Source organism: Pseudomonas sp. Pseusp49 (assembly GCF_059491875.1).
Map to the genome: position 1 here is coordinate 6,468,222 of NZ_CP168514.1, position 12,838 is coordinate 6,481,059.

A 12,838-nucleotide genomic window follows, 5' to 3' on the forward strand; every position below is an offset into this window, starting at 1 on the left:
TAGCATACCGACCCCGCAGCATAGTGCCCAACGGCTATTCTGCGGCACGGCTTTCTTGCCGTCCGGGTCAGCTCTGGGCTGCTCCCTTCCCTGCCAATTTTCTCCGGGATACAGGTTTACGCAGATGAGCAAGACTTCTCTCGATAAGAGCAAGATCAAGTTCCTTCTTCTCGAAGGCGTCCACCAATCGGCTGTCGACGTCCTCAAGGCGGCGGGCTACACCAGCATCGAGTACCTCACGGGTTCTCTGCCGGAAGCCCAGCTCAAGGAAAAGATCGCTGACGCTCACTTCATCGGCATTCGCTCGCGCACTCAACTGACCGAAGAGATCTTCGATCACGCGAAGAAGCTGGTTGCGGTCGGCTGTTTCTGCATCGGCACCAACCAGGTCGACCTGGACGCTGCCCGCGAACGCGGTATCGCGGTGTTCAACGCGCCCTACTCCAACACCCGTTCCGTAGCGGAGCTGGTGCTGGCCGAAGCGATCCTGCTGCTGCGCGGCATCCCTGAGAAGAACGCTTCCTGCCACCGTGGCGGCTGGATCAAGAGCGCGGCCAACTCCTTCGAGATCCGTGGCAAGAAGCTGGGCATCGTCGGTTACGGCTCGATCGGTACTCAACTGTCGGTCCTGGCGGAAGGCCTGGGCATGCAGGTGTACTTCTACGACACCATCACCAAGCTGCCATTGGGTAACGCCACCCAGGTAGGCAACCTGCACGAGCTGCTGGCGATGTCCGACATCGTTTCGCTGCACGTACCGGAAACCGCCGCCACCCAGTGGATGATGGGCGAGAAAGAAATCCGTGCCATCAAGAAAGGCGGCATCCTGATCAACGCCGCCCGCGGCACCGTGGTCGAACTGGACCACCTGGCTGCCGCCATCAAGGACAAGCACCTGATCGGCGCGGCCATCGACGTATTCCCGGTGGAGCCACGCTCCAACGACGAAGAATTCGAAAGCCCGCTGCGTGGCCTGGACAACGTGATCCTGACCCCGCACATCGGTGGTTCTACCGCTGAAGCCCAGGCCAACATCGGTCTGGAAGTCGCGGAAAAACTGGTCAAGTACAGCGACAACGGTACCTCGGTATCGTCCGTGAACTTCCCGGAAGTGGCCCTGCCGGCTCACCCTGGCAAGCACCGCCTGCTGCACATCCACGAAAACATTCCGGGCGTACTCAGCGAGATCAACAAAGTCTTCGCCGAAAACGGTATCAACATCTCCGGTCAGTTCCTGCAGACCAACGAGAAGGTTGGCTACGTGGTCATCGACGTCGACGCCGAGTACTCGGACCTGGCGCAAGAGAAGCTGCAACACGTCAAAGGCACCATCCGTAGCCGGGTGTTGTTCTAAAAGCAGCTACAAGCGGCAAGCTTCAAGCGGCAAGTTGAGTTCGTTTTCGCTTTGACTTGAAGCTTATAGCTTGCAGCTTGCAACTATAAAAAAGGGAGCCCCAGCGAAGCGGGCTCCCTTTTTTATTTCACATTGACGGTGATCTTCTCGGAAACGATCGGCGGATCGAACGGCATGTGGTTGCTATCGCCCAGTTCAAGCTGCAGGGTGTGTTTGCCCGGCGTGAGCGTTACTTCAGCCTGGGTCTGCGCGGCGCCGAAATGCTGGTGATTGGCATCTTTGGGGATCGGCGCTCCGGCGGCCGGCAACTCATCGACATCGATCAGCAAATGGTGATGACCGGTGTTCTTGGTGGTATCGCCCGCCGGTGCCAAGGCAATATTCTCAACAGCGAACTTGACGACCACAGTCTGTGGAACATTCGCGCCGTCCTTGGGAGACACGATGGACACTTCGGCGCCTTTCGGAGCCGGCGTTGCAGCACTGGCCAGCACCGAAACACCCATCAACAGGCCAGCCAAAGCAGCACGTGACATAAAGGTTTTCATTCTCTTCTCCAGTTTTTTCGTAAAATCCGCGTGACCATGACAACTTCATGGCCATTCGTTGTCGAAGGCACTCGACAACCATAGCAAAGCGAGCCTGAATCAGAGGGTCGCGATAATAAATTCAAAGGAGTGACCATGCGCTTTCTGCCTGGCCTGATCTGCCTGCTACCCCTTCTGAGCCCTTTGGCTCATGCCGAACTGATTGATGACGTCAACGACCGGGGCGAGTTGCGCATAGCCGTTGAAGCCAACACTCCCCCCTTCAACTACAAGGATGGCGACAAGCTCACCGGCTTCGAAGTCGAACTGGGCCAACTGCTGGCAAGTGAACTCGATGTCCGGGCCGACTTTGTCGTCACCGACGGCAGCGATCTGCTGACCGGCGTCGAAAGCGGCAAATACGACATCGCTATCAACCACATAGCAGTGACCCCGGATCTCAGTGATCGTTTCGATTTCAGCGAACCCTACGTCCAAGCCCATGCGCAATTGATCGCGCAGAAAGAAGAGCCGCGCTCCATTCTGCTGGTGCAGTCGTTGACTGAAGAGAAACCCAAAACCAACCCGGCCGTGAGCCTGGCGATTCCGTTTCAGAAGGGGAATCCGGCGTTCCATGCCAGCCTGGAAAACGCCTTGCAGCGAATCAAGGATGATGGGCGACTGCACGCGCTGGAGCAGAAGTGGTTGGGGGCGGGGGCGGATGTGGTACCGAAACAATAACCTGTAGGAGCTGGCTTGCCAGCGATGAGGCCATGACATTCAACGACTATGTTGCCTGTTACACCGTCATCGCTGGCAAGCCAGCTCCTACAAGGTTGTGTGCAGGTGGTTAGCTCAGTGTTGCCAAGGCCTGCGCCGCTTGCGGCAACTCCAGCTCACTGAACACCTGCACGCCATAACGCTTGAGCAGCGCCGCCGTCACGCCCTCGCCACTGACCTTCACACCACTGAACGTCCCGTCATAGGTCAGCAGATTGCCGCAGGACGGGCTGTTGGCCTTGAGGACGGCAACGCGGATGCCGTGTTTTTGCACCAGTTCCAGCGCCTGATACGCCCCCGACAAAAACTGCGCACTGACGTCCTCGCCCTCGGTCGTGATCACCGAGGCCTGGCCATCGAGGACTTGCGCGCCCTGCCCGCCTGGAATTTCCGCTGCCGCCCGAGGCGTTGGCAAGCCACCGGCGACCTCCGGGCACAACGGCACGATCCGACCTTCGTCGAGCCATTGCTGAAGCTGATCGAACGGCCCGCTGGCCCCGCCGTCGTAACGAACGCGGTGACCCAACAGGCAGCGGCTGACGAGAATTTTCTGCATGATCAGAACGGCTCGTTGCCGCGCCGCCGGAACCAGCCCGTCAGCGACAGGCGATCGCGGGTCGCGGGCAGGACTTCGTGGGGAACCTCTCCGGAGAGAAACACCACCAGGCAGCCGCCGGTAGGCTGCACGTCGTGGACGCGATCGTTGTCGAGGTACATGCGCAACGAGCCGCCGTGCTCGGGAAGCCAGCCGTCATTGAGGTAAACCACCGCCGAAACCATGCGCCGGTCGTCATCGCGAAAGCGATCGACATGCTTGAGGTAGAACGCCCCGGGAGGGTACATCGCAAAATGGCTTTCGAAATCCTCCAGGCCAAGAAACAGACCGCGGTTGATCGCCTCGCGCAGGCTGTCCATCAAACTCAGATAGCTGTCGCAAGCCTCGGCCTGGCCGGGGTCGATCCATTGGATATGGTCGCCACGAATCCCTTCGCGAATCTCCGACGACGGCCCACGCCCCACGGCGGCCGGAGCCAGTTCACCCTCGGCAGCCCGCTTGCGACACTCGGCCGCCAGCGCTCGGGTCAGGTCCTGAGGCAGGAAAATATTCTGCTGCGACCAGCCGTGCTCGGCCAGGTCGTCGACGATTCGTAACAGCAGCGGGTGATCAGAGGATATTTGCATGCCGCGCATAGTATTCCTGTGCCCGAAAATCCGACAGAGCCGCGCAGCGGGTTGATACGAATTCTCGACAAGTACGGATACCACACGGAGAATAGTCGCCTGCTGACAGGAGTCCCTATGCGCCGTTTGCTTTTATCACTGCTGATGTTCTGCGTTTTGCCCGCCTGGGCAGACGGCCACGACCAGTTGTACAAGGTCGCCGGCTGGCCGGAACAACGCGCGCATTTCAACGACGCCCTCTCGGCAGCCCAGCAACGCTATCAGGGCAGCCTGCCTCCGGCGGTGTATCAGGCTCTGGTCAATAACAGCAATCAGCGATTTTCCGCCCAGGCCGTGGACCAGCGCGCCGAAGCGCAATTGCGCAAGAACCTCGCCGATCCAAAACCTGCACTGACGTTTTTCCAGTCGCCTCTGGGCAAGAAGATCGTCGCTGCCGAGTTGCTGGCGACCCGTCGCGACCAACTGGCGAAAAATGCCAAGGGCTTGCCAAAGATGCAGGCCAGTGACAGCCGCCTTTTGATCATCGGCCATCTGGCACAAGCGCTGCCTGCTCGCGAGGCTGGCGCGGAAGTCAGCCTGGCGATTGCCGGTGTGGCCGCCGACAGCCTGAGTTCGATGATCCCGGGATTGCTCGGTGCCGGTCAGGCCCAGGGCATGCTCAACGGCCAGCGCCAGCGCCTGATGGACCAGATTGGCAGCGACCTGAACAACACGCTGCTGTATGTCTATCGCGACCTGTCGGACGACGAGCTGGAAGAGTTCGCGACCTTTGCCGAATCGACGCAAGGCCAGGCTTACTATCAGGCGGCACTGGCGGCGATTCGCGCGGGGTTGGCGGTGGGGCAGAGCAATTCGAACCTGACCCAGTGAAAAGATCGCTCTGTAGGAGCTGCCGAAGGCTGCGATCTTTTGATCTTGCTTACCGATTCTGACGACTCATCCGCCTGCTCAAAAACCCGAAATACTCCGTGCGCATCGCCAGTGTTTCATTCGCCAGATGATGCCGCGCCTCGGGCAACATCAAGACCTGCGGCCTATCAAACTTGCCCCGCAACACTTCAAGGTTATGCTCCCAATCCACGGTCATGTCCGCCTGCCCCTGCACGATCAGCGGCCGCCTGGTGCTGACAGGCGCCGCTTCAACGCGTTTGATCCAGCGTGCCAGCGCGCCCACCCAGGCCGTCGGCAGACGTAGCGGCTGCAACGGATCGGCTTGCAGGAACGGCAGAAAGGCCGGGTCGTTGGAGTTCTCGCTGAAGCGCCGGGCGATGGCTTTGACGAACGGCCTGAGCACGTAATAGCTCAGATGCGACCAACCCCACGCGCGCGGCCGCACCAAGGGTGCCAACAGGATCACCTGCCCCTGGGCCGGGCTGCTCGCCCCCGCATTCAACACATGATCGATCACGATCGCCCCACCGGTACTTTGCCCGCACAGGTGCCACGGTTGCGGTAAATCGAGGGATTGCGCCTCGCTGAACAACCCTTGCAACGTGTCCTGGTACTCGGCGAAATCCTTGATGCTCGCCCGCTCGCCGCTGGACAAGCCATGCCCCGGCAGGTCGCAGGCAATCACCGCAAAGCCTTGGTCCAGTGCCCATTCGATCACATGCCGGTAGAGCCCGGTGTGGTCGTAGAAACCGTGGATGACAAACAGCGTCGCCTTCGCCCGCTCGGGCCACCAGAACTGGCTGACCAGCTGATATCCATCGACCTCGAAGCGCCCAAGACCGCTGCGCACCTGACGCGATGAAAAATCCAGTCCGTAGAACTGCTGGTAGGCCTTCGCCTGCGCCGACAACGGCTGCCCGGCCGCCAGTGGCAGCAGACTTGCACGTAGAAGATCAGGGTCGAAAGTGGCCGGCATGGACGAGTTCCAGAGCGTGAAACGGACTTTATAGGCCTGCGATATTCTTCTGTCGCGGCAAGCATGGCAAGCTAGCCGACCTTCGAGGATTGAACCGATGCGCCCGCCCTTTCGCGCCACCCTGTTTGCCAGCCTGCTCGCCGTGGTGTGTGCCGGCGTATTGTGGGCGGCCTACGAATGGTTCCAGGGGCGTTACCTGCGGGCGTTCAGCGAGCACACGGCAATGTTTTCGGGTGATCCGCTGCGCCTTCCCGATGACCTCGCAGGCCCTGGCGCCATCCGCCTGGTGCATTTCTGGGACCCGGCCTGCCCATGCAACGTCGGCAATCAACAACACCTGACCGAACTGGTCGAGCGCTATGTCCCCCACGGCGTGGAATTCTATACCGTGCAAAAACCCGGTAGCCATGGCCAGTTACCAGGCACCTTGAGCCGCCTGAAAACCATCGACGTCTTGCCCGGTTCCGAACAGATCCCCGCCAGCCCGGTCGTGGCAATCTGGGATCGCAGCGGCAAACTGGCGTACTTCGGCCCCTACAGCGAGGGCCTGACCTGCAATTCCAGCAACAGCTTTATCGAACCCATCCTGCAAGCGCTCGATGAAGGCCGAGCGGTGAGTGCCACGCACACACTGGCGGTGGGGTGTTACTGCCCGTGGCCTGTCGATCCGGCGAAGTAGGCAAAGACACGCCCATACGAATCCCTCCTACGGGCGATGCGCCAAGCCGGCGCGCCGTGTTAAACAGTGGCACCTGGAATCACAATAACAACAAGGAATCCCCATGAAACGCAGCCTGACCGCTCTCGCGCTGTTGATCGTCGTGCTGGCCGCCGGAGCCAGCTGGTACCTCTACAGTAAGCAGCCGTCACGCCAGGGCATGGTCGAACTGCAACACCTGCAAGGCTCAGTCACCGTGCGCTACGACGAGCGCGGCGTTCCGCATATCCGCGCCGACAACGAACCCGACCTGTACCGCGCGCTCGGCTACGTGCATGCCCAGGACCGCTTGTTCCAGATGGAAGTCCTGCGTCGTCTGGCCCGTGGCGAACTTGCCGAGGTGCTCGGACCGAAGCTGCTCGACACCGACAAACTGATGCGCAGCCTGCGCATTCGCGAACGCGCTGAAACCTACTTCGCCAATCTCGACAAACAGTCACCCTCTTTCATCGCCATGCAGGCTTATCTGGACGGCATCAACCAGTATCAGGACAGCCACGCCAAACCCGTGGAGTTCGATGTGCTGGGCATTCCAAAACGCCCGTTCACCGCCCAGGACACCATCAGCATCGCCGGTTACATGGCCTACAGTTTTGCGGCGGCATTTCGTACCGAACCCTTGCTGACATTCGTGCGCGATCAACTGGGCCCCGACTACCTGAGTGTTTTCGATCTCGACTGGCAGCCCAAAGGTGTGCTCGACGGGACCGCACCTTCCCTGGCCAGGGCCGACTGGAAAGACCTCAACGCCCTCGCCCGCCTGAGCGAACAGGCCTTGGCTGACAACGGCCTGCCCCAGTTCGAGGGCAGTAACGCCTGGGTCGTCGCGGGCAGCCGGACCCAAAGCGGCAAGCCACTGCTGGCGGGCGATCCGCATATCCGTTTTTCCGCGCCATCGGTGTGGTACGAAGCACAACTCTCCGCGCCGGGCTTTGAACTCTACGGGCATTACCAGGCCTTGATGCCGTTCGCCTCCCTGGGCATGAACAACGACTTCGGCTGGAGCATCACCATGTTCCAGAACGACGACCTCGACCTGATCGCCGAGAAGGTCAACCCGGACAATCCCAATCAGGTCTGGTATCGCGGCAAGTGGGTGGACATGGTCACCAGCGAACAGAAGATTGCGGTCAAGGGCCAGGACCCGGTGACGCTGGTGCTGCGCCAGTCGCCCCACGGCCCAATCGTCAACGATGCCTTGGGCAGCGGCGCCGGCAAGACACCGATTGCGATGTGGTGGGCGTTTCTCGAAAGCCAGAACCCGATTCTGGACGGGTTTTACCAACTCAACCGCGCCGACACCCTGGTCAAGGCCCGAGGTGCCACAGCAAAAATCCAGGCACCGGGCCTGAACGTCGTATGGGCCAATGCCAAGGGTGACATCGGCTGGTGGGCGGCGGCGCAACTGCCGAAACGCCCGGCGGGTGTACGCCCATGGTTCATCCTCGACGGCAGCACCGCCGAGGCCGACAAGGATGGCTTCTACCCGTTCAGCGCCAACCCTCAGGAAGAAAACCCGGCGCGGGGTTACATCGTCTCGGCCAACTTCCAGCCAGTGTCGCCGACCGGCATGGAGATTCCCGGCTATTACAACCTTGCCGATCGTGGCCAGCAGCTCAATCGCCAGCTCAGCGACAAAGCCATCAAATGGGACCTGGAAAACAGCCAGAAACTGCAGCTGGGCACCACCACCGCCTACGGCCCGCGCTTGTTGGCGCCGCTGCTGCCGGTGTTGCGCGAAGTGGTGAGCGACCCCGCCGAACTCAAACTGGTGGAGCAACTGGCCCAGTGGAAAGGCGACTACCCGCTCGATTCCACCAGCGCCACGCTGTTCAACCAGTTCCTGTTCAACCTGGCTGACGCGACGATGCACGACGAACTGGGTAACGACTTCTTCGAAACACTGCTCTCGACCCGGGTGATCGACGCCGCGCTCCCCCGCCTGGCTGCCAGCGCCGATTCACCGTGGTGGGACAACCGCAGCACCCTCGGCAAGGAAACCCGCGCCGACACGGTGAAGGCCGCCTGGCAAGCCAGCCTCGCCCACCTCAAGAGCACCCTCGGCGCAGACGCCTCGCAATGGCAGTGGGGTAGCGCGCACACCTTGACCCATGGTCATCCGCTGGGGCAGCAAAAGCCGCTGGACCTGGTCTTCAATGTCGGCCCCTTCGCCGCACCCGGCAGCCATGAAGTGCCGAACAACCTCTCGGCGAAAATTGGCCCGGCACCCTGGCCCGTCACCTACGGCCCTTCGACCCGGCGCCTGATCGACTTCGCCGACCCGGCCCACAGCCTGACCGTCAACCCGGTTGGCCAGAGCGGCGTAGTGTTCGACAGTCACTATGATGATCAGGCCGAGGCCTACATCGAGGGGATGTACTTCCAGGCGCATCTCAATGATGAAGAAGTCACGGCCAATACGCGCAGTACGTTGAAGCTGTTGCCGGCGCGGGCCGCACCATAAACTTTTGCTGACTGGACCGGCCCCTTCGCGAGCAAGCCCGCTCCCACAGTTGAAATGCGTTCCCCCTGTGGGAGCGGGCTTTCTCGCGAAGAGGCCCTCACAGGCAACAAAGATTTCAGCTCAAACCATCGCCGCAAAATTCAGCCGAAACTGCTGCGGCGTCACCCCCAGCCTGCGATTGAACACACTGCGCATGTGCTGGGCATCGCGAAATCCACATTGATAGGCCACAGTCTTGAGCGGCGCACGAGTGCTTTCGAGCATCACCCGCGCCGCATCGACCCGCGCGCGTTCGACGAACTCGGCCGGGGTGATTTTCGCTTCCCTGGCAAACACCCGGGAAAAATTGCGCGCGCTCATGTTGGCCGCATTGGCCAGGTCGGCGATGGCCAAATCGCCCGTCAGGTTGGCCAGCACGTAATGCTGGACCATCGCCACCGCCGAGTCCGGTTCGGCGTGGGGCGTGAGGAACGGGCTGAACTGCGACTGCCCGCCTGAACGCTGGGTGAACACCACCAGCCGCTTGGCGACATTCAGCGCCACTTCCGGTCCGTGATCCCGGCCCAATAGATACAACGACAGATCGATCCCCGCTGTAACCCCGGCCGAGGTGAACAGGTCTCCGTCCTCAACGTACAGTCGATCCGCTTCCACGCGGGACGAGGGGCACAGCGCCGCCAGATCCGATGCGTCCTGCCAATGCGTGGTGACCGTGCGCCCCTCCAGCAACCCGGCGCGGGCGAGCATGAAGGCACCGTTGCAGATCGAGCCGAACCGCTGCGCCCGCCCGCAGGCCCCGCGCAGCCAGGTGTCGAACGCCAGGCCGAAACTCATGAACGGCAATTGCGGCCCGCCAGCCACCAACAACAAGTCGTACGCCTCGAGCGCTTCGCTGAAATGCCGATGGGCATTGAGTGACAAGCCGTTGGAGCACGCCATCATCCCGTGCTCGACGCCGATCACCTCCAGCCGATAGTGATCCTGCGGGGCAAGGAATCGATTGGCCTCGGAAAACACATCCATGGGGCCAGTGACATCCAGCGACTGGACGCCTGCGAAGACCACGATGGCGATGGTTTTACTCATGGTTCGAAACGCCTTCAATGAATCAGGATTGACGCGTACCTGTGGCGAGGGGGCTTGCCCCCGTTCGGCTGCGCAGCAGTCGTAAACCGCTTGAACGCGGTTTACCTGAATGAGCATTGGGGCCGCTTCGCGACCCAACGGGGGCAAGCCCCCTCGCCACAGCAAGCCCCCTCGCCACAAAAGCGGGCTTAGTGCGAGCAACCCTAGCCAATCCGTGCGCAACAAGCGAGGTTGGCGCGATATGAATGCTCATTGGCCGGGATCGCAGCCATGGCGCGATTGTCCGGACTCAGGGGCCGGAACAGACTGAAACCCTCAGCGCCACCCAGGCGTTCACGACAAGGAAAACTCCATGAGCACCACCATCGCCGGCATCAGGATCCCCGACAGTGCGCTGGCCAAGGCCACCACCGAATACATCCGTGACATCGAATCGGATCTGCTCTACCACCACTCGCGTCGGGTCTTTCTGTTCGGCGCCTTGAGCGGTGAGCGCAAGCACTTGGCCTACAACCCGGAGTTGCTGTATGTCGGCGCGATGTTCCATGACCTGGGCCTGGTGGAGGGGCACCGCAGCGACAACGAGCGTTTTGAAGTCGATGGCGCCAATGCGGCAGCCGCATTCCTCAAGCCTTACGGGCTGAGCGACGACGATATCGAACAGGTCTGGCTATCGATTGCCCTGCACACCACACCGGGCGTTCCTCAACACTTGCGGCCCACCGTGGCACTGGTAACGGCGGGTGTCGAGATGGACGTGCTGGGCATGGACTACGCGGCGTTCTCCAGCGTGCAGCGTGAAGCGGTGGTGCATGCGCATCCACGGGGTGAGGGGTTCAAGGAGTGCATCATCTGCGCGTTTGCCGATGGCTTGCGTCATCGTCCGCAGACTACGTTCGGGAATGTGAAGACGGATGTGCTGGTGGATCGGGAGCCGGGATTCAAGCCGATGAATTTCGTCGAGGTCATTCGCCAATCTCCTTGGGCGACCTGACCAAAAATCAAAAGATCGCAGCCTGCGGCAGCTCCTACAGCGCCACCGCAGGCTGCGATCTTTTGCTGTCAAGCCGCTTCCGGTGCCTGCGCGCGACGCACGTCCGGTTGCTTCCACGAGTCGGCGGCCGCTTCTTCGATCGCTTGCTGGATGGCACGACGACGACCTTCTTCGGCGCGACGGCTGAAGAACCAGACCAGGAAAGTCACGATCGACACCGCCAGCAGGATCAGGCTGGCCACGGCGTTGATCTCGGGTTTCACGCCAAGACGTACCGCCGAGAACACTTCCATCGGCAGGGTCGTGGACCCCGGGCCCGACACGAAGCTCGCCAGCACCAGGTCATCCAGCGACAGGGCGAACGACATCATGCCGCCCGCTGCCAGCGACGGTGCGATCATCGGGATGGTGATCAGGAAGAACACCTTCCACGGTTTCGCGCCCAGGTCCATGGCCGCTTCTTCGATGGACAGGTCCAGCTCGCGCAAGCGTGCCGAGACCACCACCGCCACATAGGCCGCACAGAACGTGGTGTGGGCGATCCAGATGGTGATGATGCCGCGTTCCTGCGGCCAGCCGATCATCTGCGCCATGGCCACGAACAGCAGCAACAGCGACAGACCGGTGATCACCTCAGGCATCACCAGCGGCGCGGTCACCAGGCCACCGAACAGGGTACGGCCCTTGAAGCGCGTAATACGCGTCAGGACGAACGCCGCCAGGGTACCCAGCGCCACCGCCGCCACCGCCGTGTAGCAGGCGATTTCCAGCGAGCGCACCACCGAACCCATCAGTTGCGAGTTGTCGAGCAGGCCGACGTACCACTTGATCGACCAGCCGCCCCACACCGTCACCAGTTTCGAGGCGTTGAACGAGTAGATCACCAGGATCAGCATCGGCAGGTAGATGAACAACAGACCCACTACCAGCATCAGGCTCGAGAAACGGAAGCGCTTCATTCTTTACCCTCCATTTCCTTGGCCTGACTGCGGTTGAACAGGATGATCGGCACAATCAGGATCGCCAGCATCACCACCGCCAGGGCAGACGCCACCGGCCAGTCACGGTTGTTGAAGAACTCTTGCCAGAGCACTTTACCGATCATCAGGGTTTCCGGGCCGCCGAGCAGTTCCGGGATCACGAACTCACCCACCACCGGGATGAACACCAGCATGCAGCCGGCGATGATGCCGTTTTTCGACAACGGCACGGTGATTTTCCAGAAGCTGTTGAAGGTGCTCGAACCCAGGTCCGACGCGGCTTCCAGCAGGCTCTGGTCATGCTTCACCAGGTTGGCGTACAGCGGCAGGATCATGAACGGCAGGTAGGAATAAACCACACCGATGTAGACCGCCAGGTTGGTGTTCAGGATCTGCAGCGGCTCGTTGATCCAGCCCATGCTCATCAGGAAACCGTTGAGCAGGCCGTTGTTGCTGAGGATGCCCATCCACGCATACACGCGGATCAGGATCGCGGTCCAGGTCGGCATCATGATCAGCAGCACCAGCACCGTCTGCACTTCCTTGCGGGCAACGGAGATGCCGTAGGCCATCGGGTAGCCGATCAGCAGGCAGAGGATGGTGCTGAAAAACGCCATCTTCAACGAGCCGAGGTAAGCGGCGATGTACAACTCGTCACCGGCCAGCATCGCGTAGTTGCCCAGGTTAAGCAGCAACTGCAGCTTCTGCTCGGCGTAGCTGTAGATTTCGGTGTAGGGAGGAATGGCCACGTCCGCTTCGGCGAAGCTGATCTTCAGTACGATGAAGAACGGCAGCATGAAGAACAGGAACAGCCAGATGAAGGGAACCCCGATGACCATCTGACGGCCACCGGGAATTATTCGATTGAGTCGGCGTTTGAATTTGC

The 12,838-nt window shown here is 61.0% G+C and carries 13 protein-coding genes; 6 read left to right on the forward strand and 7 right to left on the reverse strand.

From position 1 onward, the window contains the following. Positions 1 to 124 precede the first annotated feature (124 nt). A complete protein-coding gene (serA, locus tag ACEN83_RS28945) occupies positions 125 to 1,354 on the forward strand; it encodes a phosphoglycerate dehydrogenase (RefSeq protein ID WP_007976393.1) in 1,230 nt (409 codons plus the stop codon). A 122-nt stretch (positions 1,355 to 1,476) separates the two neighbouring features. On the opposite strand, the gene ACEN83_RS28950 is transcribed toward serA, so the two are convergent. After that, complete coding sequence (locus tag ACEN83_RS28950; RefSeq protein WP_102673493.1) at positions 1,477 to 1,902, reverse strand: DUF4399 domain-containing protein; 426 nt, start codon at positions 1,900 to 1,902, stop codon at positions 1,477 to 1,479. A gap of 135 nt (positions 1,903 to 2,037) precedes the next feature. Here ACEN83_RS28950 and ACEN83_RS28955 point away from each other — a divergent pair, with 135 nt between their 5' ends. Then, a complete protein-coding gene (locus tag ACEN83_RS28955) occupies positions 2,038 to 2,622 on the forward strand; it encodes a transporter substrate-binding domain-containing protein (RefSeq protein ID WP_495579024.1) in 585 nt (194 codons plus the stop codon). A gap of 109 nt (positions 2,623 to 2,731) precedes the next feature. Here ACEN83_RS28955 and ACEN83_RS28960 read toward each other — a convergent pair whose 3' ends face one another. Continuing rightward, positions 2,732 to 3,217: a 2-thiouracil desulfurase family protein gene (locus tag ACEN83_RS28960; RefSeq protein WP_495579025.1), complete on the reverse strand. Its 486-nt coding sequence runs from the start codon at positions 3,215 to 3,217 to the stop codon at positions 2,732 to 2,734. A 2-nt stretch (positions 3,218 to 3,219) separates the two neighbouring features. Continuing rightward, complete coding sequence (locus tag ACEN83_RS28965) at positions 3,220 to 3,852, reverse strand: 2OG-Fe(II) oxygenase (RefSeq protein ID WP_007976386.1); 633 nt, start codon at positions 3,850 to 3,852, stop codon at positions 3,220 to 3,222. A 108-nt stretch (positions 3,853 to 3,960) separates the two neighbouring features. Here ACEN83_RS28965 and ACEN83_RS28970 point away from each other — a divergent pair, with 108 nt between their 5' ends. Next, the gene (locus ACEN83_RS28970) at positions 3,961 to 4,713 is read left to right on the forward strand and encodes a DUF2059 domain-containing protein (protein ID WP_102699611.1); all 753 of its coding nucleotides are present in this window, start codon (positions 3,961 to 3,963) and stop codon (positions 4,711 to 4,713) included. Positions 4,714 to 4,762: 49 nt separating this feature from the next. Here ACEN83_RS28970 and bipL read toward each other — a convergent pair whose 3' ends face one another. Further along, positions 4,763 to 5,710 (reverse strand): phospholipase BipL, encoded by a 948-nt coding sequence (bipL, locus tag ACEN83_RS28975; RefSeq protein ID WP_495579026.1) that lies wholly within the window; start codon positions 5,708 to 5,710, stop codon positions 4,763 to 4,765. A 97-nt stretch (positions 5,711 to 5,807) separates the two neighbouring features. Here bipL and ACEN83_RS28980 point away from each other — a divergent pair, with 97 nt between their 5' ends. Beyond that, positions 5,808 to 6,389 (forward strand): DUF6436 domain-containing protein, encoded by a 582-nt coding sequence (locus ACEN83_RS28980; RefSeq protein ID WP_495579027.1) that lies wholly within the window; start codon positions 5,808 to 5,810, stop codon positions 6,387 to 6,389. Between the two features lie 103 nt (positions 6,390 to 6,492). Next, entirely contained in the window at positions 6,493 to 8,892 is a 2,400-nt protein-coding gene (locus tag ACEN83_RS28985) for a penicillin acylase family protein (RefSeq protein ID WP_495579028.1), read from the forward strand. A 120-nt stretch (positions 8,893 to 9,012) separates the two neighbouring features. Here ACEN83_RS28985 and ACEN83_RS28990 read toward each other — a convergent pair whose 3' ends face one another. Next, on the reverse strand, positions 9,013 to 9,978 hold the full coding sequence (locus ACEN83_RS28990) for a GlxA family transcriptional regulator (protein ID WP_495579029.1): 966 nt from the start codon (positions 9,976 to 9,978) through the stop codon (positions 9,013 to 9,015). A 352-nt stretch (positions 9,979 to 10,330) separates the two neighbouring features. Between ACEN83_RS28990 and ACEN83_RS28995 the strand changes: the two genes are divergently transcribed. Further along, positions 10,331 to 10,972 carry an HD domain-containing protein gene (locus tag ACEN83_RS28995; RefSeq protein ID WP_495579030.1) on the forward strand — a complete coding sequence of 214 codons (642 nt, stop codon included), beginning with the start codon at positions 10,331 to 10,333 and terminating at the stop codon, positions 10,970 to 10,972. 68 nt (positions 10,973 to 11,040) lie between these two features. Here the strand turns inward: ACEN83_RS28995 and ACEN83_RS29000 are convergent, their stop codons facing one another. Continuing rightward, on the reverse strand, positions 11,041 to 11,931 hold the full coding sequence (locus tag ACEN83_RS29000; RefSeq protein ID WP_007976370.1) for an ABC transporter permease subunit: 891 nt from the start codon (positions 11,929 to 11,931) through the stop codon (positions 11,041 to 11,043). Next, entirely contained in the window at positions 11,928 to 12,809 is an 882-nt protein-coding gene (locus ACEN83_RS29005) for an ABC transporter permease subunit (protein ID WP_177323535.1), read from the reverse strand. Before ACEN83_RS29005 ends, ACEN83_RS29000 begins: the two co-directional genes overlap by 4 nt. Positions 12,810 to 12,838 lie beyond the last annotated feature (29 nt).